The organism is Pseudomonas sp. GW822-FHT05A08, assembly GCF_058800485.1.
The window spans coordinates 552,702-577,284 of record NZ_CM179511.1 but is presented as its reverse complement, the minus strand read 5'-3'; the positions used below and the strand labels follow the sequence as shown (position 1 = coordinate 577,284).

General features: G+C 64.0%; 24 protein-coding genes. 18 read left to right on the top strand and 6 right to left on the bottom strand.

Annotated elements, in window-relative coordinates; genetic code table 11:
* Positions 1 to 152: 152 nt before the first annotated feature.
* The 9 genes from AC3RCP_RS02600 to AC3RCP_RS02560 all read left to right on the top strand — a co-directional run bounded on the left by AC3RCP_RS02600 (position 153) and on the right by AC3RCP_RS02560 (position 9,284).
* Positions 153 to 2,477: a Tex family protein gene (locus tag AC3RCP_RS02600; protein ID WP_492571702.1), complete on the top strand. Its 2,325-nt coding sequence runs from the start codon at positions 153 to 155 to the stop codon at positions 2,475 to 2,477.
* Entirely contained in the window at positions 2,477 to 2,860 is a 384-nt protein-coding gene (locus AC3RCP_RS02595; RefSeq protein ID WP_101336508.1) for a PaaI family thioesterase, read from the top strand. The genes AC3RCP_RS02600 and AC3RCP_RS02595 overlap by 1 nt, the downstream gene beginning before the upstream one ends.
* Before the next feature lie 215 nt (positions 2,861 to 3,075).
* Positions 3,076 to 4,659 carry a glutamate--cysteine ligase gene (gshA, locus tag AC3RCP_RS02590; protein WP_092418925.1) on the top strand — a complete coding sequence of 528 codons (1,584 nt, stop codon included), beginning with the start codon at positions 3,076 to 3,078 and terminating at the stop codon, positions 4,657 to 4,659.
* Positions 4,660 to 4,858: 199 nt separating this feature from the next.
* Positions 4,859 to 5,836, top strand: a complete 978-nt coding sequence (tauA, locus tag AC3RCP_RS02585; protein WP_007925265.1) for a taurine ABC transporter substrate-binding protein — start codon at positions 4,859 to 4,861, stop codon at positions 5,834 to 5,836.
* Between the two features lie 95 nt (positions 5,837 to 5,931).
* A complete protein-coding gene (tauB, locus tag AC3RCP_RS02580) occupies positions 5,932 to 6,726 on the top strand; it encodes a taurine ABC transporter ATP-binding subunit (RefSeq protein WP_085533376.1) in 795 nt (264 codons plus the stop codon).
* On the top strand, positions 6,723 to 7,562 hold the full coding sequence (gene tauC / locus AC3RCP_RS02575; protein WP_101336505.1) for a taurine ABC transporter permease TauC: 840 nt from the start codon (positions 6,723 to 6,725) through the stop codon (positions 7,560 to 7,562). The genes tauB and tauC overlap by 4 nt, the downstream gene beginning before the upstream one ends.
* Before the next feature lie 84 nt (positions 7,563 to 7,646).
* A complete protein-coding gene (gene tauD, locus AC3RCP_RS02570) occupies positions 7,647 to 8,486 on the top strand; it encodes a taurine dioxygenase (RefSeq protein ID WP_492571703.1) in 840 nt (279 codons plus the stop codon).
* Between the two features lie 127 nt (positions 8,487 to 8,613).
* Entirely contained in the window at positions 8,614 to 8,859 is a 246-nt protein-coding gene (locus AC3RCP_RS02565; protein WP_007925278.1) for a FitA-like ribbon-helix-helix domain-containing protein, read from the top strand.
* On the top strand, positions 8,856 to 9,284 hold the full coding sequence (locus AC3RCP_RS02560) for a type II toxin-antitoxin system VapC family toxin (RefSeq protein ID WP_062824000.1): 429 nt from the start codon (positions 8,856 to 8,858) through the stop codon (positions 9,282 to 9,284). Before AC3RCP_RS02565 ends, AC3RCP_RS02560 begins: the two co-directional genes overlap by 4 nt.
* Positions 9,285 to 9,409: 125 nt before the next feature.
* Here the strand turns inward: AC3RCP_RS02560 and mgrA are convergent, their stop codons facing one another.
* From mgrA to AC3RCP_RS02540, 4 genes are all read right to left on the bottom strand, one after another.
* Entirely contained in the window at positions 9,410 to 10,447 is a 1,038-nt protein-coding gene (gene mgrA, locus AC3RCP_RS02555) for an L-glyceraldehyde 3-phosphate reductase (protein WP_101336503.1), read from the bottom strand.
* A gap of 583 nt (positions 10,448 to 11,030) precedes the next feature.
* Entirely contained in the window at positions 11,031 to 11,432 is a 402-nt protein-coding gene (locus tag AC3RCP_RS02550) for a type II toxin-antitoxin system HicB family antitoxin (protein WP_009041686.1), read from the bottom strand.
* Positions 11,433 to 11,461: 29 nt separating this feature from the next.
* A complete protein-coding gene (locus AC3RCP_RS02545) occupies positions 11,462 to 11,644 on the bottom strand; it encodes a type II toxin-antitoxin system HicA family toxin (protein ID WP_007925285.1) in 183 nt (60 codons plus the stop codon).
* 118 nt (positions 11,645 to 11,762) lie between these two features.
* The gene (locus AC3RCP_RS02540) at positions 11,763 to 12,653 is read right to left on the bottom strand and encodes a LysR family transcriptional regulator (RefSeq protein ID WP_087089580.1); all 891 of its coding nucleotides are present in this window, start codon (positions 12,651 to 12,653) and stop codon (positions 11,763 to 11,765) included.
* Positions 12,654 to 12,791: 138 nt separating this feature from the next.
* Between AC3RCP_RS02540 and AC3RCP_RS02535 the strand changes: the two genes are divergently transcribed.
* The 4 genes from AC3RCP_RS02535 (at position 12,792) to AC3RCP_RS02520 (ending at position 15,498) form a co-directional block, all read left to right on the top strand.
* Positions 12,792 to 13,532: an SDR family oxidoreductase gene (locus tag AC3RCP_RS02535; protein ID WP_101336501.1), complete on the top strand. Its 741-nt coding sequence runs from the start codon at positions 12,792 to 12,794 to the stop codon at positions 13,530 to 13,532.
* 33 nt (positions 13,533 to 13,565) lie between these two features.
* Complete coding sequence (locus AC3RCP_RS02530) at positions 13,566 to 14,075, top strand: DUF1097 domain-containing protein (RefSeq protein ID WP_101336500.1); 510 nt, start codon at positions 13,566 to 13,568, stop codon at positions 14,073 to 14,075.
* Between the two features lie 29 nt (positions 14,076 to 14,104).
* The gene (locus AC3RCP_RS02525) at positions 14,105 to 15,001 is read left to right on the top strand and encodes an SDR family oxidoreductase (protein ID WP_492571704.1); all 897 of its coding nucleotides are present in this window, start codon (positions 14,105 to 14,107) and stop codon (positions 14,999 to 15,001) included.
* Between the two features lie 239 nt (positions 15,002 to 15,240).
* A complete protein-coding gene (locus AC3RCP_RS02520; protein ID WP_053259255.1) occupies positions 15,241 to 15,498 on the top strand; it encodes a hypothetical protein in 258 nt (85 codons plus the stop codon).
* Positions 15,499 to 15,615: 117 nt separating this feature from the next.
* Here the strand turns inward: AC3RCP_RS02520 and betT are convergent, their stop codons facing one another.
* Entirely contained in the window at positions 15,616 to 17,580 is a 1,965-nt protein-coding gene (gene betT, locus AC3RCP_RS02515; protein WP_172963077.1) for a choline transporter BetT, read from the bottom strand.
* Positions 17,581 to 17,975: 395 nt separating this feature from the next.
* Positions 17,976 to 18,902 carry a serine O-acetyltransferase EpsC gene (gene epsC / locus AC3RCP_RS02510; RefSeq protein ID WP_053259253.1) on the bottom strand — a complete coding sequence of 309 codons (927 nt, stop codon included), beginning with the start codon at positions 18,900 to 18,902 and terminating at the stop codon, positions 17,976 to 17,978.
* Positions 18,903 to 19,093: 191 nt separating this feature from the next.
* Here epsC and AC3RCP_RS02505 point away from each other — a divergent pair, with 191 nt between their 5' ends.
* The 5 genes from AC3RCP_RS02505 (at position 19,094) to AC3RCP_RS02485 (ending at position 24,573) form a co-directional block, all read left to right on the top strand.
* Positions 19,094 to 20,089, top strand: coding sequence for a D-cysteine desulfhydrase (locus tag AC3RCP_RS02505; protein WP_492571706.1), 996 nt, complete (start codon positions 19,094 to 19,096; stop codon positions 20,087 to 20,089).
* Positions 20,090 to 20,455: 366 nt separating this feature from the next.
* Positions 20,456 to 21,253, top strand: a complete 798-nt coding sequence (gene tcyJ / locus AC3RCP_RS02500) for a cystine ABC transporter substrate-binding protein (RefSeq protein ID WP_007925306.1) — start codon at positions 20,456 to 20,458, stop codon at positions 21,251 to 21,253.
* Between the two features lie 50 nt (positions 21,254 to 21,303).
* The gene (tcyL, locus tag AC3RCP_RS02495; RefSeq protein WP_037005081.1) at positions 21,304 to 21,969 is read left to right on the top strand and encodes a cystine ABC transporter permease; all 666 of its coding nucleotides are present in this window, start codon (positions 21,304 to 21,306) and stop codon (positions 21,967 to 21,969) included.
* A 4-nt stretch (positions 21,970 to 21,973) separates the two neighbouring features.
* Positions 21,974 to 22,735, top strand: coding sequence for an L-cystine ABC transporter ATP-binding protein TcyN (gene tcyN, locus AC3RCP_RS02490; RefSeq protein WP_007925310.1), 762 nt, complete (start codon positions 21,974 to 21,976; stop codon positions 22,733 to 22,735).
* Between the two features lie 596 nt (positions 22,736 to 23,331).
* Positions 23,332 to 24,573, top strand: a complete 1,242-nt coding sequence (locus AC3RCP_RS02485; protein WP_492571707.1) for an SfnB family sulfur acquisition oxidoreductase — start codon at positions 23,332 to 23,334, stop codon at positions 24,571 to 24,573.
* The last annotated feature ends 10 nt before the right edge of the window (positions 24,574 to 24,583 follow it).

Sequence of the window (24,583 nt, the reverse complement as noted above, 5' to 3'; positions counted from 1 at the left end):
TTTTTCCCGGCCAGGCAGTAATTGTTCGATTTCACGGGTCAACAGGCAGCCTTTTGATCCAGGCAGCGGCGCACGCCAGGCCGCTCAACCAGACTCGCCGAGGCCAATTTTCCGTGCCGGCGAGCCTGCTTCACAATTTGTCAGGTGGTTTTATGGACAGCATCAACAGCCGCATTGCCGAGGAACTCGGCGTACGCCCACAACAGGTCGAAGCGGCCGTCGCTCTATTGGATGAAGGCTCCACCGTGCCCTTCATCGCCCGCTACCGTAAGGAAGTGACCGGCAGCCTCGATGACACCCAGTTGCGTCATCTGGAAGAGCGCCTGCGCTACCTGCGAGAACTCGACGAACGGCGCATCAGCATCCTCGCCAGCATCGAGGAGCAAGGCAAACTGACCCCTACACTTGCCCGCGACATCAAGCTCGCCGACACCAAGACCCGCCTCGAAGACCTCTACCTGCCGTACAAGCAGAAGCGCCGCACCAAGGGCCAGATTGCCCTGGAAGCCGGCCTCGGCGAACTGGCGGACGGCCTGTTCAACGACCCGAGCCTGACCCCGGAAAGCGAAGCCGCGCGCTTCGTCGACGCGGAAAAAGGCGTGGCCGATGTGAAGGCCGCCCTCGAAGGCGCCAAGTACATCCTCATGGAGCGCTTCGCCGAAGACGCCAGCCTGCTGGACAAGCTGCGCAACTACCTCAAGCAGGAAGCCACCCTCAGTGCCCGCGTGATCGCCGGCAAGGAAGAGGAAGGCGCCAAGTTCCGCGATTACTTCGAACACGACGAACCGCTCAAGAGCATGCCGTCGCACCGCGCCCTGGCGATTTTCCGTGGCCGCAACGAAGGCATCCTCAGCTCCGCGCTGAAAGTCGGCGACGAACTGCCGGGCACCATGCACCCGTGCGAAGGCATGATCGGCCAGCAGGTCGGCATCCAGAACCAGAACCGCCCGGCCGACAAATGGCTCGGCGAAGTGGTGCGCTGGACCTGGAAGGTCAAGCTCTACACCCACCTGGAAACCGACCTGCTGGGCGAGCTGCGCGACAACGCCGAAACCGAGGCGATCAACGTCTTCGCCCACAACCTGCACGACCTGCTGCTGGCCGCTCCGGCCGGCCCGCGCGCGACCCTGGGCCTCGACCCTGGCCTGCGTACCGGCTGCAAGGTGGCGGTGGTGGACGCCACCGGCAAGCTGCTGGACCACGCCACCGTTTACCCGCACGTACCGCACAACAAGTGGGACCAGACCATCGCCGTGCTGGCCGCGCTGTGCGCCAAGCATTCGGTGGACCTGATCGCCATCGGCAACGGCACCGCCAGCCGTGAAACCGACAAGCTGGCCGCCGAGCTGATCAAGAAATACCCGGCCATGCGCATGACCAAGGTCATGGTCTCCGAGGCCGGCGCTTCGGTGTACTCGGCGTCGGAACTGGCCGCCAAGGAATTCCCCGACCTCGACGTGTCGATCCGTGGCGCGGTGTCCATCGCCCGTCGCCTGCAGGACCCACTGGCCGAGCTGGTGAAGATCGATCCGAAATCCATCGGCGTCGGCCAGTACCAGCACGACGTGTCGCAGCTGAAGCTGGCCCGCGGCCTGGATGCGGTGGTCGAGGACTGCGTGAACGCCGTCGGCGTGGACGTCAACACCGCGTCCGTGGCCCTGCTGGCGCGGATCTCCGGCCTCAACACCACCCTGGCGCAGAACATCGTCAGCCACCGCGATGAAAACGGTGCGTTCAAGACCCGCGCCGCGCTGAAGAAGGTTGCCCGCCTGGGTGAAAAGACCTTCGAACAGGCCGCCGGCTTCCTCCGTGTGATGAACGGCGACAACCCGCTGGACGCGTCCGCGGTACACCCGGAAGCCTACCCGCTGGTGCAGCGCATCGCCGCCGAGACCGACCGCGACATCCGCTCGCTGATCGGCGACAGCGGTTTCCTCAAGCGCCTGGATCCGAAGAAGTTCACCGACGAGACCTTCGGCCTGCCGACCGTCACCGACATCCTCCAGGAACTGGACAAGCCGGGCCGCGACCCGCGTCCCGAGTTCAAGACCGCCGAGTTCCAGGAAGGCGTCGAAGACCTCAAGGACCTGCAACTGGGGATGATCCTCGAAGGCGTGGTGACCAACGTCACCAACTTCGGTGCCTTCGTCGACATCGGCGTGCACCAGGACGGCCTGGTGCACATCTCGGCGCTGTCGGAGAAGTTCATCAAGGACCCGCGTGAGGCGGTGAAGGCCGGCGACGTGGTCAAGGTCAAGGTCATGGAAGTCGACATCCCGCGCAAACGCGTCGGTCTGTCGATGCGCATGAGCGACACCCCGGGCGAGAAGATCGACGGCGCTCGTGGTTCGCGCCCAGGCTCGGCGCCACGCTCGTCGGGCAATAGCGCCCCGCGCAAGGAAACCGTGACCGCGGCCCCGACCAACAACGCCATGGCGTCGCTGTTCGCCAACGCCAAGCAGTTGAAGAAACGCTGATGGAGATCCCGGCCGGCTTGACCGAAAGCGCGTTCAGCCAACTGCTCGGCTGCCGTCTGCAGCGCCTGGAGGTCGGGGCAGCCGACGTCGCCCTGACACTGACGCCGCAGCTGCGCAATCGCGGCCAGAAGCTGCACGGCGGGGCGATCTTCAGCCTGGTCGACATCGCCATGGGGCTGGCCTGTTCCAGCTCCCACGGCTTCGACCAGCAGAGCGCGACCATCGAGTGCAAGATCAACTACATCCGCGCCGTCGCCGAGGGCGACGTGGTCTGCCACGCCCGGGTGCTCCACCCGGGCCGCCGCACCCTGGTGGTCGAGGCCGATGTGATGCAAGGCGACAAACTGGTCGCTAAAGCACAAGGCACGTTCGCTGTTCTATAGCCCCTCAACCTCGATTTGAGTTAATTTCGGCGCTGCACACACGGCGCCGGAGTTTTTTTGCGCGTGCAAGAGCCAGATCAAGGATGAAGCAATGGCGTTGCAAAGCGGGCCGGCAAGGCTCAACGACCAGGCGAAAACGCCAGTTTCAACTTCACCCTTGTAGACCGTCCTGCCCACCCCCATATTGGGGCGACTGACGCGTGAAGGAATCCAACTTGAGCGAACTTCTCAACCGCCGCCTGGCTCTGCTCGGCGAGCGCGCTAACCTCTCTCTGCTCGAGCAGTGCCTGCACGGTATCGAGCGCGAATGCCTGCGCGTGACCGGCGAAGCGCGCCTGGCACAGACCCCGCACCCGGAAGAACTGGGTTCCGCGCTGACCAACGAACAGATCACCACCGATTATTCCGAGTCACTGCTGGAGTTCATCACTCCGGCCCTGGCCGACCCGGCCGACACCCTGGCCAGCCTCGACAAGATTCACCGTTTCGCCTACAGCAAGCTCGGCAACGAGTACCTGTGGAGTCCATCGATGCCGTGCCCGTTGCCGGCCGAGGAAGACATCCCGATCGCCTATTACGGCACCTCCAACATCGGCCAGCTCAAGTACGTGTACCGCAAGGGCCTGGCCCTGCGTTACGGCAAGACCATGCAGTGCATCGCCGGGATCCACTACAACTTCTCCCTGCCGGAGCAGCTCTGGCCGCTGCTCAAGCAGGCCGAAGGTTTCGTCGGCAGCGACCGCGACTATCAGTCGTCGGCGTACATCGCGCTGATCCGTAACTTCCGCCGCTACAGTTGGCTGCTGATGTACCTGTTCGGTGCCTCGCCGGCGCTGGACGCGGGTTTCTTGCGCGGGCGCTCGCACCAGCTGGAACAACTGGACGCCGAGACCCTGTACCTGCCGTATGCCACCAGCCTGCGCATGAGCGACCTGGGCTACCAGAGCAACGCCCAGGCCGGCCTGACCCCTTGCTACAACGACCTGAACAGCTACACCGACAGCCTGCGCAAGGCCGTCGCCACGCCGTACGCGCCTTATGTGGAGATCGGCACCCATCAGGACGGCGAGTGGGTCCAGCTCAACACCAACATCCTGCAGATCGAAAACGAGTACTACTCCAACATCCGCCCGAAACGCGTGACCTACACCGGCGAGCGGCCGATCCAGGCGTTGATGGCCCGCGGCATCCAGTACGTCGAAGTGCGCTGCCTGGACATCAACCCGTTCCTGCCGATGGGCATCGACGTGCAGGAAGCCCGCTTCCTCGACGCTTTCCTGCTGTATTGCGCGCTCAACGAGAGCCCGCTGCTGGAAAACAACGAGTGCGGCAACGCCACCTCGAACTTCCTCAAGGTGGTCAAGGAAGGTCGTCGTCCGGGCCTGCACCTGCTGCGCCAGGGACAACTGGTGGAGCTCAAGGAATGGGCCGGCGAGCTGCTGGAAAAGATCGCGCCGCTGGCCGCCCTGCTCGATCGCAGCCACGGCAGCGACGCCCACGGCAAGGCGCTGGACGCCCAGTTGGCCAAGGTCAAGGATTCATCCCTGACGCCTTCGGCCCAGGTCCTGGCCGCCATGCAGGAGCACAAGGAAAGCTTCAGCCAGTTCTCCCTGCGCCAGAGCCTGGCCCACGCCGAGTTCTTCCGCAGCGAGCCCCTGAGCAAGGAAGACCAGGCGCGTTTCGAAGAAGCCGCGCGCAGCTCCCTGCTGCAACAGGCCGAGCTGGAACGCAACGAGGTCGGTGATTTCGACGTGTTTGTCGGTTCGTACCAGGCGAGTATCCTGGCGATCAGTAACTGAGCTAAGCGCCTGCGGCGCTTTTCGCGGGCAAGCCTCGCTCCTACGGGAGCGAGCTTGCTTGACGCTCCCCTCCCCGAAAGTGCTCTCTTTAGAAGATTCCTCTTTTAAGCTAATTCTAAAAAGTTATTTATTTTTAGATTCTTAGATCATTTAGTCTCCTCCCACGTCCACACTTGGCCGCCTGTCGAGGAGCTTCATGATGAAAATGCACTTTCCCCTTCGCCTTCTGGCGGCCGTATCCCTGGCTACCGCGAGCTTGTTCGCCCAGGCAGCCGACGTCACCGTCGCCTACCAGACCACCGTCGATCCGGCGAAAGTCGCCCAGGCCGACGGCACCTACGAAAAGGCCACCCAGGCCAGGATCGACTGGCGCAAGTTCGACAACGGCGCCGACATCATCGCCGCCATCGCCTCGGGTGACGTGCAGATCGGCTACCTCGGCTCCAGCCCGCTGACCGCCGCGATCACCCGCAAGGTGCCGGTGGAAACCTTCCTCATCGCCACCCAGATCGGCGCCGCCGAGGCCCTGGTGGCCCGCGACGGATCCGGGATCAACACGCCCCAGGACCTGGTCGGCAAGAAAGTCGCCGTGCCCTTCGTTTCCACCGGTCACTACAGCCTGCTGGCCGCGCTCAAGCACTGGAAAATCGACCCGGCGAAAGTACAGATTCTCAACCTCGCGCCACCGGCGATCATCGCCGCCTGGAAGCGCGGCGACATCGACGCCACCTACGTCTGGGACCCGGCGCTGGGCGTGGCCAAGGAAAACGGCAAGGTGCTGATCACCTCCGGTGAACTGGCCCGGTTCGGCGCGCCGACCTTCGATGCCTGGATCGTGCGCAAGGACTTCGCCGAGAAGCACCCGCAAATCGTTACCGCCTTCGCCAAGGTGACCCTCGACGCCTACGCCGATTACCGCAAAGACCCAAAAGCCTGGCTGGCCGAGCAGAGCAACGTCGACAAGCTGGTGAAACTCTCCGGCGCCAAGGCCAGCGACATTCCGCTGCTGTTGCAGGGCAACGTCTACCCACTGGCGGCCGACCAGGTCATCAGCCTTGGCGCGCCGACCACCAAGGCCATCACCGACACCGCGGTGTTCCTCAAGGAACAGGGCAAGGTCGAGGCGGTTCTGCCGGACTACGCGCCATACGTCAGCGCCAAGTACATCACCCACTGAAGGTCAGCCGCAGAGGTCGCCGGGCCCAGGCCCGGCGCTTCTCGTACAGCGTCTCACCTCGACAAAGGCTGCATTTGAACAAGGAGCGCGCCGTCATGGCTTTGCTACAACTGGAGCGCATCAGCGCACAGTACCCCGGCGCCGCCGAACCGGTGCTGGCGGATATTTCCCTGACGCTCGGGCCCCAGCAGCTGCTGGTCGCCCTCGGCCCTTCCGGCAGTGGCAAGACTTCGCTGTTGAACCTGATCGCCGGTTTCGTCGAACCCAGCGCCGGGCGCATCACCCTGGACGGCGTGCCAGTCGCCGGTCCGAGCGCCGAACGCGGCGTGGTGTTCCAGGACGATGCCCTGCTGCCCTGGCAGGACGTGCTGGCCAATGTCGGCTTCGGCCTCGAACTGGCCGGCATTGCCCGCGACCCGCGCGAAGCCCGCGCCCGGGAAATGCTCGCGCTGGTGGACCTGGCCGGCTTCGACAAGCGGCGCATCTGGCAGCTCTCCGGCGGACAACGCCAGCGTGTGGGCCTGGCCCGCGCCCTGGCCGCCGACCCACGGCTGCTGCTGATGGACGAGCCCTTCGGCGCCCTCGATGCCTTCACCCGCGAGCAGATGCAGGAGCTGTTGCTGCAGGTCTGGCAACGCACCGCCAAGCCGGTGTTCCTGATTACCCACGACATCGAGGAAGCGGTGTTCCTCGCCACCGACCTGATCCTGCTGGCCCCCAACCCGGGACAAATCGTCGAGCGCTTGAGCCTGGACTTCGGCCAGCGTTACGCGGCCGGCGAATCGGCCCGGGCAATCAAGTCCGATCCACGCTTTATCGAAACCCGCGAACACGTGCTGGCCCGGGTGTTCTCCCAACGCAGTGCCGTCTTGCGGCAGGAGCGCGCATGAACAGCTACGACCTCCCGGCCACCACGACCAAAGCCGCTAACCCGCACACCGCGGTGCCCCTGCGCCGCAGCCTGAGCACTCGCTGGATCAGCGTGCTGACCCTGGTCGTGCTGCTCGCCCTATGGTGGGCGGTGACAGCCAGCGGCCTGATCGAACCGCTGTTCCTGCCGCCACCTTCCGCCGTGCTGCAAAAGGGCTGGCTGCTGGTGACCAGCGGCTATATGGATTCCACCCTGTGGCAGCACCTGGGCGCGAGCCTCGGACGCATCGGCCTGGCCCTGGGTTTTGCCGTGCTGACCGCGATCCCGGTGGGCATCGCCATCGGCCACAACCGTATCGCCCGTGGTGTGCTGGACCCGCTGATCGAGTTCTACCGGCCGATTCCGCCCCTGGCCTACCTGCCGCTGATCGTCATCTGGTGCGGCATCGGCGAGCTGTCCAAGGTGCTGCTGATCTACCTGGCGATCTTCGCCCCGATCGCCATCGCCACCGCCACCGGCGTACGCACCGTCGACCCGACCCGGCTGCGCGCCGCGCAGTCCCTGGGCGCGACCCGGGCCCAGCTGATTCGCCATGTGATCCTGCCCAGCGCCCTGCCGGACATCCTCACCGGCGTGCGCATCGGCCTCGGGGTGGGCTGGTCGACCCTGGTCGCCGCCGAACTGATCGCCGCCACCAGCGGCCTGGGGTTCATGGTGCAGTCCGCCGCGCAGTTCCTGGTCACCGATGTGGTGGTACTCGGGATCCTGGTCATCGCCCTGATCGCCTTCGCCATGGAAATGGGCCTGCGCGCCCTGCAGCGCAAGCTGGTGCCCTGGCATGGCCAGGCCCATTGAAACCCCGGTAACCCTGTAGCGGGCAAGACTTCTTACAGACAGAACTGACCACGCCGGCAATTCGGCGCTCCATTCGAGAACGACATGAGCCTGACCATCACCCCTTTAAGCTCCGCCCTGGGCGCCCAGATCAGCGGCGTCGATATCAGCCAACCGCTGGCCAGCGAACAGCGCGACATCATCGAGCAGGCGCTGCTCCAGCATCAGGTGCTGTTCTTCCGCGACCAGCCGATCGACCCGCAGCAACAGGCGTGCTTCGCGGCGAGCTTTGGCGACCTGCATATCCATCCGATCTACCCCAACGTGCCGGAACAGCCGCAAGTACTGATCCTCGACACCGCGCAAACCGACGTACGCGACAACGCCATCTGGCACACCGACGTGACCTTCCTGCCGACCCCGGCCCTGGGCGCGGTGCTCAGCGCCAAGCTGTTGCCGGCATACGGCGGCGATACCCTGTGGGCCAGCGGCATCGCGGCCTATGAGGCGCTCTCGGAGCCAATGAAAAACCTGCTGCAAGGCCTGACCGCGACTCACGAGTTCATCAAGTCCTTCCCCCTGGAACGCTTCGGCAATACTCCGCAGGACCTGGCGCGCTGGGAAGAAGCCAAGCGGAAAAACCCGCCGCTGTCGCACCCGGTGATCCGCACCCATCCGGTCAGCGGGCGCAAGTCGCTGTTCGTCAACGAAGGCTTCACCACCAGGATCAACGAGCTGTCGGACAGCGAAAGCGAAGTCATCCTGAAACTGCTGTTCGCCCACGCCACCCGCCCGGAATTCACCATCCGCTGGCGCTGGCAGGCCAACGACGTGGCCTTCTGGGACAACCGCGTGACCCAGCACTACGCGGTCGACGACTACCGCCCGCAACGCCGCGTGATGCACCGCGCGACGATTCTCGGGGATGTGCCGTTTTTCAGATAACCGATACTCATGACTACAGCAGGACTGGCGGGTGATTGTGGCGTCACCAAACGACAAGTGGTTGTCCACCCTCGATGATACACGGCTATGCTATCAATGATTGCATTGATTTCATTCGGAGGAACCCATGGCCAGCCTGACAATCCGAAACCTGGACGACCACATCAAAGAGCGCCTGCGCATCGAGGCCGCCCACAACGGCCACTCCATGGAAGAAGAAGCCCGCTTGATTTTGCGCCGCGCCCTGAGCAGAACAGCCGACAGCCAAGGCCTGGCCAGTCGTATCCGGGCACGCTTTGCCGAGGCCGGCGGAGTGAAGCTTGAGCTGCCCGAACGTACCGAGCCGGCACGCGTGGTGGATCTGGGCGAATGATCGTGCTCGACACCAATGTGCTGTCGGAACTGATGCGCCCCCAACCGGACGCATCGGTATTGCTGTGGATCGAAGCGCAACCTGTCGAAGACCTCTACATCAGCGCCATGACCATGGCCGAGATTCTTCACGGCATCGCGCGCCTGCCCCACGGCAAGCGCAAACAGATGCTCCATGCGTCGGCGCTGGCGATGTTCGAGGAAGATTTCATCGACCGCATCGTGCCCTTCGGGACCCAGGCGGCTCTTTACTACGCCCATCTGATTTCGCACCGGGAAAGCCTGGGGCGTCCGATCAGCCTGGTGGATGCGCAAATTGCGGCCATATGCCGCGTCCACGACGCGGCTATCGCCACCCGTAACGCCAAGGACTTCAGCGACACCGGGTTGATCGTTATCAACCCCTGGCTGCCACTCGAGGTGTGAACCCGGCTCTGTAGGAGCGCAGCTTGCTCGCGATAGCGGTATGCCTGACACAGCACACTGCCGCGATCGCCGGCAAGCCTGGCTCCTACAGAAGCCGCGGCAGCCTTGCAACATGACGGCAGGTTCTATTCCGCGGTTGAAGGCTTCTCCCACAGATTGATCCCGCCTTCACGGGCAAAACGATCGATCTCTGCCAGTTCTTCGGCGCTGAAGTTCAGGTTCTGCAATGCACCGACGTTCTCGACGATCTGCTCCGGCCGGCTGGCGCCGATCAGGGCCGAGGTCACCCGTGGGTCGCGCAGGGTCCAGGCCAGGGCCAGTTGCGCCAGGCTCTGGCCCCGACGCTGGGCGATTTCATTGAGGGCGCGCACATGGGCGAGGTTGGCCTCGGACAGGTGCGCGGCTTGCAACGAACCACCGCCCGGACGATTGACCCGCGCATCCTCGGGGATGCCATTGAGGTACTTGTCGGTCAGCAGGCCCTGGGCCAACGGTGTGAAGGCAATCACCCCGGCGCCGAGTTCTTCGGTGGTGTCCAACAGGTCCTTTTCCACCCAGCGGTTGAGCAGGTTATAGGCCGGCTGGTGGATCAGCAGCGGCACTTTCCATTCCTTGAGCAGGGCCGCGATCTCGCGGGTTTTCACCCCGGAATAGGACGAGATGCCGATGTACAGCGCCTTGCCCTGCTGCACCGCGGTGGCCAGGGCGCTGGCGGTTTCTTCCAGCGGGGTGTCCGGGTCGAAGCGGTGGGAATAGAAGATATCCACATAGTCGAGGCCCAGGCGCTGCAGGCTCTGGTCGAGGCTGGCCAGCACGTATTTGCGCGAGCCACCGCCCTGGCCATACGGACCGGGCCACATATCCCAACCGGCCTTGCTGGAGATGATCAGCTCGTCGCGATACCGCTTGAAGTCTTCACGCAACAAACGACCGAAATTGATCTCGGCGCTGCCATAGGGCGGGCCGTAGTTGTTGGCCAGGTCGAAGTGGTTGATGCCCAGGTCGAAGGCGGTGCGCAGCAACGAACGCTGGGTGTCGATCGGCGTGCTGTCGCCGAAGTTGTGCCACAGGCCCAGGGACAGCGCCGGCAGCACCAGGCCGCTGCGTCCGACGCGGCGGTAGGGGATGGAGTCGTAGCGGTTTTCGGCAGCAAGGTAAGTCATCGAATCCTCTCTTGGTCCTGAACGCCCAGGTTTAAGCGAATGCACATGGGTGTGGGGCAGCGCCCTTGCAACATATGAATCAGCCAAACGCCAGAAAGTTGCCCAGCATACGCCCAGGCGCGCTCGCGGCCACTGCAGGAGTGGTCAATGACAGAAACGATCTGACACCCGCTGGCGGAACGCTCGAACGTGGCATTGGCACCGCGCTATTGCCCAAATCGGATGTTCGAAAACAGGGAATAAATATTGCTGTCGAAATATTTAATTACGTACCACGTACCACAGTACGAAATCGTAGCTGGAGGGGAAGCTCAGCCGATGAAAACCCCGGCTAAGTGACGCCGTCGACCGGAAGCCGGATCAGCGGACAAAACCCAGGAAACACAGGGCCCTAGCGGTGCTGCACCGCCTGGAAAACCAGGAATGACGGCATCGAACAAGGCGCTGTACCCGTTGTTTATAGACGCTAAAACGCCACCCTGCCGGGCCGAAACAAAGGGTTCCAAAGCCTGAGTGGTAGAGGAAAATATCGAGGGACAGAGGCCAGGCATGCCCCCATGGGAACCATGGGGGCGGGCAATGCCTAGGCGGAGAGTTCGCGTAAAGCGGCAGCCGCGAGAAAGCCCGAACGCGAGCGGTAACGCTGGTCGCGCTTCACCGTCTGGTCGATGCGTTCCAGCAATTGCTCCGGCAGGGTGGCGTTGAAGCGCACCGCCTTGCCGAAGTAAGGCGTGATGTCGAACTCGATCATGCCCCACACGCCACCGGCGTAATCGGGGTTGTCGATATGCACGTCGACCTCATGCACCTGGGGCAGCGGTTCACCATCGGCGACCAAGCCTTCGTAATGCAGCGACAGGGCCTCTTTCACATTCTCGAAGGCTTCTGCCGCGGTATGGCCGGCGGAAAAACAGCCCGGCACATCGGGGACGATCACGCCATATCCGGAGTCGGCATCCTTGTGCAGCACGACCGGGAATTTCATCTCGTTGACCTCTTCGTTCAAGGCCGGCCTCATTTCAGGCCCGCCTGTTTCAAGATGCTGTGGATCGTGCCCTTGGGCAGATCCGCATCCGGGTGGGGAATAGTGACCCGCCCCGGCTTGTGCAGATGCTTGTATTGGTGATGACTGCCTTTGACCGCGATCAGATACCACCCGTCCTCCTCGATCATCCTGATCAGTTCCCGACTGCGCATTGCCGTGTCCTTTCGATACGTCCCGAAAAGCCACCGTACACAGTCAAAGGCGAACAATACACACTATACACATCCAGACAATCAATACAGAAAGCAGCGATGACCGGCGCTGCCCTGCTCAGACCGCCCTGGCGAAAACCTCCGCCAGCCAGTCGACGAACACCCGCACCCGTGGCGACATCTGACGGTTGTGCGGGTACAGCACGGAAACCGGCATGGGTGGTGGCGGCGTGTCGGTGAGGATTTCCTGCACCAGCCCCTGGGAAATCTGCTGTGCCATGCGGTAGCGCGGGCATTGGATGATGCCCAGCCCGGCCACGGCCGAAGCAGCATAGATTTCCGCGCCGAACACCGACAGCGCACCCTCGATGGCGACTTCCCGCAGCTCGCCATCGACCATGAATTCGAAGGGAAACAGCTTGGCGGTGGTGCGCGAGACATAGTTCACCGCCCGGTGCCGCGACAACTCGTCGAGGCTCTTCGGCTCGCCGTATTTGCGCAGGTACGCCGGGCTGGCGCAGGTGATCTGCTGCAGGCCGGCCACGCGCCGGCCGATCAGCGACGAATCGCCCAGGGTGCCGGCGCGCAACACGCAGTCCACCCCTTCGGCGATCAGGTCGACAAAACGATCGGCCTCGCTGATGGACAGCTCGATCTCCGGATAGCGCGCCATGAATTCGGGCAGGGCCGGAATCACGAAGTACTTGGCCAGGGTGCCATGCAGGTCGACCCGCAAACGCCCCTTCGGCGCCACCGTGCGAAACGCCAGTTCGGCCTCTTCCAGCTCCGCCAGCAGCTGTACGCAGCGCTGGTAATAGGCCTCGCCGTCGAGAGTCGGGCGCACGCGGCGGGTGCTGCGTTCCAGCAGGCGGGTACCGAGCCAGGCCTCGAACTGGTTGAGGGTATGGGTCAGGGTGGCGCGCGGCAGGTTCAGGTCCTCGGCGGCCAGGGTGAAGCTGCTGCGCTCGTAGATCCGCACGAACACCTTCATCGCTTTGACTTGATCCACGACGGGCTCCAGGGCTCATTGATTGTTGGCGATTATTGAACAGTCAAGCCAACTCTGGCGCATTTATCACCCTGGGTAAACATGTGAATCTGCTTCCACACCACAGCCAATCACTCGTTACCCAGAAGGAAATTCGCCATGACTACCCAGACTTCGAAAGTTGCCATCGTGACCGGCGCCTCCCGCGGCATCGGCGCGGTGATCGCCCGGCAACTGGCCAGCGAAGGCTTCGCCGTCGCCATCAACTACGCCAACAGCGCCAGCGAAGCCTCAGCCCTGGTGGTGGAGCTGCGCCAGGCCGGCCACCGGGCCATAGCGATCAAGGCCGACGTGGCCAACGCCGATGACGTGCGCCGCCTGTTCGACGAGACCGAAACCCAACTGGGCAAGGTCGACGTGTTGATCAACAACGCCGGCATCCTCAAGGTCCTGCCGCTGGCGCAACACACGGACGAACTGTTCGACCAGAACTTCAACATCCACGCTCGCGGCACCTTCAACACCCTGCGTGAAGCCGCGACTCGCCTGAACGCCGGCGGGCGCATCGTCAATTTCTCCAGCAGCACCGTCGGCATGAACCTGCCGGGTTACGCGGTGTACATCGCCAGCAAAGCGGCGGTGGAGTCCCTGACCCAGGTGTTCGCCAAGGAAATGCGCGGTCGCAATATCACCGTCAATGCAGTGGCACCTGGCCCGGTGGCCACCGACCTGTTCCTGCACGGCAAGAGCGAAGAGCAGATCCAGGGTTTCGCCAAGATGGCCCCGCTGGAGCGCCTGGCTCAACCCGAAGATATTTCCCGCGTCGTGTCCTTCCTGGTCAGCCCTGATTCGGCCTGGGTCAACGGGCAGGTCCTGCGCGCCAACGGCGGGCTCGTCTGAGCCACCTCACCCACGGTCGAAGGAGCCACGCTCATGAATCACTCCACCGCGACACCCGCCCGTGGCGGGCAGACGAAACCGATGTTCATCCTGTTCACCGCGGTGGCCGCCGCCACCGCCGCGCTGGCGGCGGGCTCCAGTCTGCTGCTGAGCCTGCCGGTCTGGGCCATGTTCGTTGGCTGGGTGGCGTTCTTCAGCCGCGGCCTGACCCTGCGCGACGGCCTGGTCAACCTGGGCTGCGTGCTGATGGGCCTCGCCGTCGGCATGGGCGCGGCGCTGAGCATTGGCGCACTGAGCCCAAGCCTCGGCCCCTGGGCCCTGCCGCTGGTGGTGTTCGTGGTGGCGATGCTCGTGGTGTCGCTGCGCAGCCTGCGGGTGATGAATAACATCGTCGCCTACTTCCTCGGCCTGATCGCCTGGTTCGCCGCGCACCTGGAACCCTCCCTGGAAAGCTTCGCCGAACTCGGCGGTGCTGGAACCCTGGGCACCTTCGCCGGCTGGCTGTCCCACGCCGTACAACAACGCCTGCCCCGGCGTGCCTGAAACCACCCTCACCTGAAGAGACCAATGCCATGCAATCCGTCATCCTGATTACCGGCGCCTCCAGTGGTTTTGGCGCCCTGACCGCCCGCGCCCTCGCCGACGCCGGCCACATTGTCTACGCCAGCATGCGTGAAACCCTGGGCCGCAATGCGCCGCAAGTGGCCGAGGTGCGGCGCTACGCCGACGAGCACCGGGTCGATTTGCGCAGCGTCGAACTGGACGTCGCCTCCAGCGCCTCGGTCGAGGCCGGTGTCGCCCGGATAGTCGCCGACTGCGGCCGGCTGGACGTGATCATCCACAACGCCGGGCACATGGCCTTCGGCCCCGCCGAAGCCTTCACCCCCGAACAGTTCGCCCAGCTCTACGACATCAACGTACTGAGCACCCAGCGGGTCAACCGCGCGGCCCTGCCGCAACTGCGCAAGCAGGGCCGGGGACTGGTGCTGTGGGTATCCTCCAGCAGCGCCCGCGGCGGCACCCCGCCCTACCTGGCGCCGTACTTCGCGGCCAAGGCGGCGATGGACTCCCTGGCGGTGTCCTATGCCGGGGAGCTGGCGCGCTGGGGCGTGGAGACCTCGATCATCGTGCCGGGCGCCTTCACCCAGGGCACCAACCACTTCGCGCACTCCGGCGCCCCGGCCGACCAGGCCCGCGCCGCCGAGTACAACCAGGGCCCCTATGCCGGCGTGCCGGAGCAGGCACTCAACGGCCTGGCCGCCCTGGAGCCGGCTGACGCCGATGTCACCGAGGTCGCGAAGGCCATCGTCGAGATCGTCGGCCTGCCCTTCGGCTCCCGGCCGTTGCGCCGGCATATCGACCCGTCCCAGGACGGTGCCGAGATCGTTAATGCCATGGCCGACCGGGTGCGCGCCGAGATGTTTCGCCGCATCGGCCTGGAAGACCTGCTCAAGCCCGCCGTTCGCTGAAACAACGGCACCGATGGCCCGGGCACTCCCCGGGCCATCGCTGCTTTCCACCGGCTTATTCGCGGAGACACTCATGCCCCCGACCACCGACTCGCCCGTTTCGTCCAACACCCTGCTGTTCCCGGCCTTCGCTTTTCGCGGAGCAGGACGCTACTCCCTGGACCACACTCTAGGTCGGGAACCTTGAACCGCCATCGACCCTGGGCTCACCCCTGAATTCCGCCCGCGAGGACTTCATCATGCACACCGCGATCATCACTTGCTTCGGCCTGATTCTCCTGGCGCTGATGCTGTTTATCGGCGAAAAGCTCGGCCTCGGCCGCCAGACCCTGGCCTACAGTTTCGTCGTACTCTGGCTGGCGCTGACGGTGATCAACGGCGCGGTGGGGATGGTCCACGCCGGCCAGCCCCTGAGCACGGAGCTGGCGGTCGGCAGTGTGGTGTTCGGCGTGCCGGTGGCGGCGCTGGTGTTGTTCACGGTATTGGGCCGGGCCTGAGGCCCCTGATCGCGGGCAAGCCTCGCTCCTACAGAAGCACGAGGTCTTCTGTAGGAGCAGGGGGGACGCCCAGTCCTTGCCCGCGATGACGGTGGCACAAACGCCACCGCCCCGCGATCAACGCACCAGGTGCAGGAACTGCATATGGCGTTCGTACTGGTCGAGGATGTCGTTGATGATCTGCTCCTTGGTGTAGCCCATCAGGTCATAGTCCTGGCTACCCTCGGCCAGGTGCACCTCGGCCCGGTAGTAACGCCGGTTGCGCATCTCCTTGGGCCCCATGCCGCCACGGGCGAAGGACGGGGTGAAGTAGCCGCGCATCTGCACCTGGTAGACGAACGGATGCTGGTCGCCATGGCCGATTTCCAGGCTGACGTTGTCGTTGGCCGGGTCCGGTTGGGTGATCACGTTCAGGCCTTTCTCGACGAACACCGCGGTCACTTCTTCGATGGCCGGGCGCACCGTCTGATCGAGGAAGCGATACACCTCGTCGCGCGACGGGAAATGCACCGCCTGGCTCAGGCGCTGGCGCCAGCCGCCCTTGCCGCGCCGCGAGGACGACGACACCGGCGCCAGCGAATGCAGCTGGGCGATCTGCTTCTGCGACTCGAGGTAGAAGGCCTTGTGCAGCCCCCACATCATCAGCAGCAGGATCATCGAGAACGGCAGCGAGGTCAGCACCACCGCCGACTTCAGCGAGTCGATGCTGCCGGCGAACAGCAGCGCGCTGGTGACCAGTGCGGTCATCGCGCCCCAGAACACCCGCAGCCATTTCGGCCCGTCTTCATCGGCATTGCCGCCCTTGGCCGACAGGGTAGAGAGCACCACGGTGCCGGAGTCGGCCGAGGTGACGAAGAACACGAAGCTGATGAACACCGTCACGGCGATGACAGTCTTGCTCCAGGGGTAGGTTTCCAGCAGCAGGTAGAGGGTCATCGAAGGGTTCTCGATGGCCGACATGCCCAGCGCGCTCATGCCATGGTTGAGCACCTGGTCGATGGCGCTGTTACCGAAGATCGACATCCAGGCCAGGGTGAAGCCCAGGGGAATCAGCAACACGCCGAACACGAATTCACGGATGGTCCGGCCACGGGAAATCCGCGCGATGAACAGGCCCACGAACGGCGACCATGCGATCCACCAGGCCCAGTAGAAGACGGTCCAGCCGCCCAGCCAGTCGCTGGGCTCGTCATAGGCGTAGAGGTCGAAACTCTTGGTCGGCAAGGCGCCGAGGTAATCGCCGAGGTTCTGGATCAGGGTGTTGAGCAGGTGCTGGGTGGGGCCGGCGAACAACACGAACAGCAGCAGCGCACAGGCCAGCAGCATGTTGATGTCGGACATCACCCGCACGCCCTTGTCGACGCCGGACACCGCGACAATGATCGCCGCGCCCATCATCAGGGTGATCAGGCCCACCTGGACCCACTGGGTGTGGGCGATGCCGAACAGATAATCCAGGCCGGAGTTGAGGTGCAGCACGCCAAAGCCCATGTCGGCGCCGAGGCCGAACACCGTGGCGATGATGCCGAAGCCATCCACCGCGTAGCCGATGGGGCCGTTGATGCGCTTGCCGATCAGCGGGTACAGCGCCGAACGCAGGGCCAGCGGCAGGTTATGCCGGTAGGCGAAATACGCCAGGGCCATGCCGACGAAGGCGAACACGCCCCAGCCATGCAGGCCCCAGTGCAGGAAGAGAATCTGCATGGCCTGGCGCGCCGCATCCGCGGTCCCGGCCTCGCCCTGGGGCGGTTGCAGCATGTGGGTCAGGGGTTCCGACACGCAGAAGAAGAACAGCGTGATGCTGATCCCGGCGGCGAACAGCATGCCGGCCCAGGACAGGTAACTGAATTCCGGTTCGTCGTGGTCGGCACCGAGCTTGATCTTGCCGTAGCCGGACAAGGCGGTGACCACCACGAAGATCAGGTACAGGGTCATGGCCAGCATGTAGTACCAGCCGACCGTATTGGCCGCCCAGTTTTGCGCGGCCAGCAGCCAGGCGCCGGCTTGTTCCGGCAGGGCAATGACCACCAGGCCGAAGGCCAGGATAAAGCTCGCGGCGAAGTAGAACACCGGCGGATTCATGCGGATCAGGCCGCTGGCGGGAATGGACGATGCACTCATCAAGCGTGCACCTCGAGGGGGTAAAACGCGGCTGAAAAGATCGGACTCAGCAAAGGTAAGCCTCCTGTTGTGAGCGGGCAGCGAGCTGCCGGTTTAACTTGAACAAGCGTTCAAGTTAAACACGGATAGGCGCGCAAGGACTAATCGCCGGGCTCGGCGGTCGCCTGATTTCGCAGGTTTTAAGAAAGGTCTGATGTGTGGCGGAGGGAATCGTTCAGCGTTAAATAAGCCGATTTCTGTAGCCGCTGCCGAAGGCTGCGCCAAGGCCCGCAGGGCCTGCAAAAGACCCAAGAGCGGCGCCCCTCTCGGGGCGATCGCAGCCCGCGGCAGCGGCTACATGATGCAAGCACCTCGGCTTATTTTTGCGACCCATCGTCATGCTGCAGGTTGGCCTGGGTCAGGTTGCACCCGGCCGGCACGCTGCGGGTCAGCCAGACATTGCCGCCGATGGTCGAGCCCTTGCCGATGGTGATGCGCCCGAGGATGGTCGCGCCGGCGTAGATCACCACGTCGTCCTCGACGATCGGGTGGCGCGGGTGGCCCTTCTGCAACTGGCCGTCCTCGTCCGCCGGGAAGCGCTTGGCACCCAGGGTCACGGCCTGGTAGATGCGCACACGCTCGCCGATGATCGCGGTCTCGCCGATCACCACACCGGTGCCGTGGTCGATGAAGAAACTGCGGCCGATCTGCGCCCCCGGGTGAATGTCGATGCCGGTGGCCGAGTGGGCGATTTCCGCGCTGATCCGCGCCAGCAGCGGCAGGCCGGCGCGGTACAGATGGTGGGCCAGGCGATGGTGGATCACCGCCAGGATGCCCGGGTAGCACAGCAGCACTTCATCGACGCTGCGCGCCGCCGGGTCGCCATGGTAGGCGGCCAGCACATCGGTATCGAGCAACACTCGCAGCCCCGGCAGGGCCAGGGCGAAATCCTGGATGATGCGGATGGCCCTGGCGTTGACGTCTTCGTCCGCCTCGCCGCTCTGGCGCGCGGCATAACGCAGCTCCAGGCGAGCCTGGGCGAGCAGCGCATTGAGGGCCGCGTCCAGGGTGTGGCCGACGTAGAAGTCCTCGCTTTCTTCGCGCAGGTCCACCGGGCCCAGGCGCATCGGGAACAAGGCCCCACACAGCGCCTCGAGAATCTCGGCCATGGCCGCGCGCGACGGCAGTTCCCGACCACCCTGCTCACCACTGACCCGCCCGTTGCGGGTACGCCACTGGTCGCGGGCATCACGCAGTTGACCGACTATGGTCTGCAATTGCCAATGGCTGGAACGCTCGCTCACGATAAGACTCCTCACTCAGGCGGCCGGACGGTCTGGCCGCGTAAACGACGTCACTTTACGGTATGCGTCCCAGGCCAAATTAAGAACTAATTGTGCTGGCCTAAGTACCTTTTGGCATAAGCGATTGACGGTTGCCCCGGTAAATATCGCTGCCTATAGTCCCTGACACCTCTGACAACCTGTGCGGCCTCATGATCAAACGACAGCTCGACCGTTTTAACCGTCTCGACCTGCTGGGCGGCGCCACCGCCCTGGAAAAACTCGAACGCCTGTCCACCTGGCTGGGCCGCGATGTCTACGTCAAGCGCGACGACACCACGCCGCTGGCCATGGGCGGCAACAAGCTGCGCAAACTCGAATACCTGGCCGCCGATGCGCTGGCCCAGGGCGCGGACACCCTGATCACCGCGGGCGCCATCCAGTCCAACCACGTACGCCAGACTGCGGCCCTGGCCGCCAGGCTCGGCCTGGGTTGCGTCGCCTTGCTGGAAAACCCCATCGGCACCGATGACAGCAATTACCTGGGCAACGGCAACCACCTGCTGCTCGACCTGTTCGACGCCAAGGTCGAGCTGGTGGAGAACCTGGACAACGCCGACGAGCAGTTGCAGGCCCTGGCCGAGCGCCTGCGCAGCAGCGGCAAGCAGCCGTACCTGGTGCCGATTGGCGGCTCCAATGCCCTCGGCGCGCTGGGTTACGTGCGCGCCGGCCTGGAGCTGGCGGAGCAGATCAACAACAGCGGGCTCGACTTCGCCGCCGTGGTGCTGGCCTCGGGCAGCGCCGGCACCCACAGCGGCCTGGCCCTGGCCTTGAGCGAAGTGTTGCCGCAGTTGCCGGTGATCGGCGTCACCGTGTCGCGCACCGACGAAGCGCAACGGCCGAAGGTCCAGGGCCTGGCCGAGCGCACCGCCGAATTGCTCGGGGTGACGTTGCCGGAGAGCTTCAAGGTGGAGTTGTGGGACGAATATTTCGCCCCGCGTTATGGCGAACCGAATGCCGGCACCCTGGCCGCGGTGAAACTGCTGGCAAGCCAGGAAGGCCTGCTGCTGGACCCGGTCTACACCGGCAAGGCCATGGCCGGCCTGCTCGACGGCATCGGCCGCCAGCGCTTCGACGACGGCCCGATCATCTTCCTGCATACCGGCGGCGCGCCGGCGCTGTTCGCTTATGCCGGTTCGTTTGCCTGAATACTGACCTGTAGCCGCTGCCGCAGGCTGCGATCGGCGGCGCAGCCGTCGTAAAACCTGCGCATGCGGCGCATCAGAAAAGACGCGTTCGCCGGATTTGCGCCTGCTACGTCGGAATGCCGCCCAAAACGATCGCAGCCTGCGGCAGCGGCTACAGAGGGTTGAGAACGTATATTTACAAAAAGCATAACAATGTGAATTTATATTATTTTTACATCTATAAGCAGCCACTTATAGTCGCGCCGCAGGCGAATTTGCCGCGAGACGCATACGCTGCATTTAGTGCAGGATAAGGCGCTCGTTCCCGCTCACCGATTGACCTGCATCTCCCAACCGCATCTGCATAAGAAAACACAGGGGCTTGTCATGATTTTTTCCGCACTACGTCGAAATATCCTCATTGGCTCGCTGGGTCTGGCCCTCGGTGCCGGGTTGCTGGGGCAAGCGGTTGCCGGTGAGCAACTGCAGAAGATCAAGGACGCCGGCACCATCAACGTCGGCCTGGAAGGCACTTATCCACCATTCAGCTACGTCGACGAAAGCGGCAAGCTGGCCGGCTTCGAAGTCGAGTTCTCCGAAGCCCTGGCGCAGAAGCTGGGCGTGAAGGTCAAACTGCAGCCGACCAAGTGGGACGGCATCCTCGCCGCCCTGGAGTCCAAGCGCCTGGACGCGGTGATCAACCAGGTGACCATCTCCGATGAGCGCAAGAAAAAATACGACTTCTCCACCCCCTACACCGTTTCCGGCATCCAGGCCCTGACCCAGAAGAAGAACGAAGGCAAGTTCAAGACCGCCGCCGATCTGGCCGGGCACAAGGTCGGTGTCGGCCTGGGCACCAACTACGAACAATGGCTCAAGGACAACGTGCCGCAAGCCATCATCAAGACCTACGACGACGATCCGACCAAGTACCAGGACCTGCGCGTAGGCCGTATCGACGCGATCCTGGTGGACCGCCTGGCCGCCTTCGAGCTGATCAAGAAAACCAACGACACCCTGGCCGTTTCCGGCGAGCCCTTCTCCCGCCAGGAAGCCGGCGTGGCCCTGCGCAAAGGCGAACCCGAACTGCTGGCCGCGGTGAACAAGGCGATCGAGGAACTGCGCGCCGACGGCACGCTGAAAAAGCTCTCGGAAAAATACTTCAACGCTGACGTCACTCAATAATGGAAGCAGGTTTTCAGTTCGAACTGTCTTTCCCGCAGTTGAGCCAGCAAATCGCCGAAACCACGCAGCTGTTGCTGAACTCCGCGCCCTTCCTGCTCAAGGGCGCGTATTTCACGGTCATCCTCAGCCTCGGCGGCATGTTCTTCGGATTGGCGCTGGGTTTCGCCCTGGCGCTGATGCGCCTGTCGCGCTTCAAGCTGCTGAGCTGGATCGCCCGCGTCTATGTGTCGTTCTTTCGCGGCACGCCGTTGCTGGTGCAACTGTTCGTGATCTATTACGGCCTGCCGCAGCTGGGTATCGAGCTTGACCCGCTGCCGGCGGCGCTGATCGGCTTCTCGTTGAACATGGCGGCCTATGCCTGCGAGATCCTCCGCGCGGCCATCGGCTCCATCGAGCGCGGGCAGTGGGAAGCGGCGGCCAGCATTGGCATGACCCGGGCCCAGACCCTGCGCCGGGCGATCCTGCCGCAAGCCATGCGCACGGCCCTGCCGCCCCTGGGCAACAGCTTTATCTCGCTGGTCAAGGACACGGCCCTGGCCGCCACCATCCAGGTCCCGGAACTGTTCCGCCAGGCACAGCTGATCACCGCCCGGACCTTCGAAGTCTTCACCATGTATCTTGCCGCCGCACTGATCTACTGGGTTCTGGCCAGCGTGCTGGCGCACCTGCAGAACCGACTGGAAGAGCGGGTCAATCGGCACGACCAGGAGTCCTGAACCCATGATTGTGGTTGAAAAACTGACGAAGCAGTTCAAGGGTCAGACCGTCCTCAATGGCATCGACCTGACGGTGGCGGAAGGCGAGGTGGTCGCCATCATCGGCCCCAGCGGCTCGGGCAAGACCACCTTTTTGCGCTGCCTGAATTTCCTCGAAGAACCTACCAGCGGCCGGATCAAGGTCGGCAACATCGAGATCGATGGCAGCCGCCCGCTGACCCAGCAGCAGGGCCTGGTGCGGCAACTGCGCCAGCAGGTGGGTTTCGTGTTCCAGAACTTCAACCTGTTCCCCCATCGCACCGCGCTGGAAAACGTCATCGAAGGCCCGCTGGTGGTGAAGAAGACGCCCCGCGAGCAGGCGCTGGCCCTGGGCCGCGGGCTGTTGGCCAAGGTCGGCCTGGCGGGCAAGGAAGACGCCTATCCGCGGCGCCTATCCGGCGGCCAGCAACAGCGCGTGGCGATTGCCCGGGCGCTGGCGATGGAGCCGGAAGTGATCCTGTTCGACGAACCGACCTCGGCCCTCGACCCGGAGCTGGTGGGCGAAGTACTGGCGACCATCCGCGGCCTGGCCGAAGAAAAGCGCACCATGGTCATCGTCACCCACGAAATGGGCTTCGCCCGCGACGTGGCCAACCGGGTGATCTTCTTCGACAAGGGGGTGATCGTCGAACAGGGCGAAGCCAAGGCGCTGTTCGCCAACCCCAGGGAAGAACGCACCCGGCAATTCCTCAGCAAGTTCCTCACCTCGGGCCATCCCCAGGCCTGAGTGGCGCCCTCGCTGCCGAGCCCGGGATGGGCTGTGCAGCGAACGCAAACCCGCCATCACATTCCGCCAGACACATCGCATACGCCGGTTTACGACGGCTACGCCGCCGAGCGCAGGCTACGCCAGCGGCTACAGAAACCACGCTCCCTTGTAACCACGCGCCCCTGTAACCACATCCCCTGTAACCGCTGCCGAGCAACGCGAGGCTGCGATCGGTCTGGGCGGCATTCCGACACAGCGGCCGCCAGGCCCGCCACTGCATTGCGCCCGGAAAACCGTATGCCCCGGTTTTACGACGGCTACGTCGCCGCGCGCAGGCTGCGCCAGCGGCTACAGGCCTCGGATCTATCTCCCATTACCCTTCGCCTTTTCCTACCTGCCGTATACGTAAACCCCTTCTATACATATTCCTAAAAGTTAGTTTATTTAATTTTTATACGCGCATAGGGTATATGCACCGGACCACCGGACATTCTTGAACCCGATTTCGCCGCCACGACGCGGCACTTCCAAAGATGTGAGGTAGGTATGGTCCGGAACACAATCACCCCAGTGCAGATCGCCAGGGCATTGCGTGCAGCCAAGGAGTGGCACTGATGTCCAATCTGGCCGATGCAAATGTCCAGAGCGATCTGGATGTCGCCCCCCTGTTGTTGCCCGCACGGGTTCTGCTAAACGACGCAGAAGCCCTTCAAGCCGCCCATGAACTGGCCACCGTCGCCCGCCAGCAGGCGGCCCGGCGCGACCAGCAGCGCAAGCTGCCGTGGGCACAAATCGAACATTTCACCCGCAGTGGCCTGGGCAGTATTGCCATTCCCCGTGAGTACGGCGGCCCGCAGGTGTCTTTCGTGACCCTGGCCGAAGTCTTCGCGATCATTTCCGCGGCCGACCCGGCCCTGGGACAGATCCCGCAGAACCAGTTCGGCATTCTCAACCTGATCCTCGGCAGCGCCACCGAACGGCAGAAAAAGCAGCTGTTCCAGAGCGTTCTGGAAGGCTGGCGCATCGGAAACGCCGGCCCGGAACGCGGGACCAAAAACACCCTGGAACTCAAGGCGCGGATCACCGCCGACGGCGACGGTTACCTGCTCAATGGCCAGAAGTTCTATTCCACCGGCGCCCTGTTCGCCCACTGGGTGGCGGTCAAGGCGCTGAACGACGACGGCAAGCAAGTATTGGCCTTCGTCCGGCGCGGCACGCCAGGGCTGCGCATCGTCGACGACTGGTCGGGCTTCGGCCAGCGCACCACCGCCAGCGGCACCATTTTGCTCAACAACGTGCGGGTCGATGCCGACCTGGTGGTGGACAACTGGCGGATCAACGAGTCGCCGAATATCCAGGGCGCGGTCTCGCAGCTGATCCAGGCGGCCATCGACGCCGGCATCGCCCGCGCCGCCATCGACGACGCCATCAGCTTCGTGCGTGAACGCTCGCGGCCGTGGGTCGACGCCAACGTCGAACGGGCCAGCGACGACCTCTATGTGATCGCCGACATCGGCAAGCTGAAAATCGAACTGCACGCCGCCGAGGCCCTGCTGCGCAAGGCCGGCCAGGTGCTGGACCAGGTCAGCGCCGCGCCGATCAGCGCCGAGTCCGCCGCCCGCGCCTCGATCGCCGTGGCCGAGGCCAAGGTGCTGACCACCGAGATCTCCCTGCTGGCCAGCGAGAAACTCTTCGAGCTGGCCGGCAGCCGCGCCACCCTCGCCGAGTTCAACCTCGACCGGCACTGGCGCAACGCCCGGGTCCACACCCTGCACGATCCGGTGCGCTGGAAATACCACGCCGTCGGCGCCTATCACCTGAACGGCACCCTGCCGGCTCGCCATTCCTGGATTTAAGCGACCAGAT

What these genes read in the sequence shown, in the direction of transcription:
- AC3RCP_RS02505 (WP_492571706.1), top strand. Translation starts at nt 19,094, where the DNA reads ATGATCAAACGACAGCTCGACCGTTTTAACCGTCTCGACCTGCTGGGC.
- AC3RCP_RS02565 (WP_007925278.1), top strand. Translation starts at nt 8,614, where the DNA reads ATGGCCAGCCTGACAATCCGAAACCTGGACGACCACATCAAAGAGCGC.
- betT (WP_172963077.1), bottom strand. Translation starts at nt 17,580, where the DNA reads ATGAATCCGCCGGTGTTCTACTTCGCCGCGAGCTTTATCCTGGCCTTC.
- mgrA (WP_101336503.1), bottom strand. Translation starts at nt 10,447, where the DNA reads ATGACTTACCTTGCTGCCGAAAACCGCTACGACTCCATCCCCTACCGC.
- AC3RCP_RS02545 (WP_007925285.1), bottom strand. Translation starts at nt 11,644, where the DNA reads ATGCGCAGTCGGGAACTGATCAGGATGATCGAGGAGGACGGGTGGTAT.
- tcyJ (WP_007925306.1), top strand. Translation starts at nt 20,456, where the DNA reads ATGATTTTTTCCGCACTACGTCGAAATATCCTCATTGGCTCGCTGGGT.
- tcyN (WP_007925310.1), top strand. Translation starts at nt 21,974, where the DNA reads ATGATTGTGGTTGAAAAACTGACGAAGCAGTTCAAGGGTCAGACCGTC.
- AC3RCP_RS02530 (WP_101336500.1), top strand. Translation starts at nt 13,566, where the DNA reads ATGAATCACTCCACCGCGACACCCGCCCGTGGCGGGCAGACGAAACCG.
- AC3RCP_RS02550 (WP_009041686.1), bottom strand. Translation starts at nt 11,432, where the DNA reads ATGAAATTCCCGGTCGTGCTGCACAAGGATGCCGACTCCGGATATGGC.
- tauC (WP_101336505.1), top strand. Translation starts at nt 6,723, where the DNA reads ATGAACAGCTACGACCTCCCGGCCACCACGACCAAAGCCGCTAACCCG.
- AC3RCP_RS02600 (WP_492571702.1), top strand. Translation starts at nt 153, where the DNA reads ATGGACAGCATCAACAGCCGCATTGCCGAGGAACTCGGCGTACGCCCA.
- AC3RCP_RS02560 (WP_062824000.1), top strand. Translation starts at nt 8,856, where the DNA reads ATGATCGTGCTCGACACCAATGTGCTGTCGGAACTGATGCGCCCCCAA.
- tauD (WP_492571703.1), top strand. Translation starts at nt 7,647, where the DNA reads ATGAGCCTGACCATCACCCCTTTAAGCTCCGCCCTGGGCGCCCAGATC.
- AC3RCP_RS02520 (WP_053259255.1), top strand. Translation starts at nt 15,241, where the DNA reads ATGCACACCGCGATCATCACTTGCTTCGGCCTGATTCTCCTGGCGCTG.
- AC3RCP_RS02535 (WP_101336501.1), top strand. Translation starts at nt 12,792, where the DNA reads ATGACTACCCAGACTTCGAAAGTTGCCATCGTGACCGGCGCCTCCCGC.
- tauA (WP_007925265.1), top strand. Translation starts at nt 4,859, where the DNA reads ATGAAAATGCACTTTCCCCTTCGCCTTCTGGCGGCCGTATCCCTGGCT.
- AC3RCP_RS02485 (WP_492571707.1), top strand. Translation starts at nt 23,332, where the DNA reads ATGTCCAATCTGGCCGATGCAAATGTCCAGAGCGATCTGGATGTCGCC.
- tauB (WP_085533376.1), top strand. Translation starts at nt 5,932, where the DNA reads ATGGCTTTGCTACAACTGGAGCGCATCAGCGCACAGTACCCCGGCGCC.
- AC3RCP_RS02525 (WP_492571704.1), top strand. Translation starts at nt 14,105, where the DNA reads ATGCAATCCGTCATCCTGATTACCGGCGCCTCCAGTGGTTTTGGCGCC.
- AC3RCP_RS02595 (WP_101336508.1), top strand. Translation starts at nt 2,477, where the DNA reads ATGGAGATCCCGGCCGGCTTGACCGAAAGCGCGTTCAGCCAACTGCTC.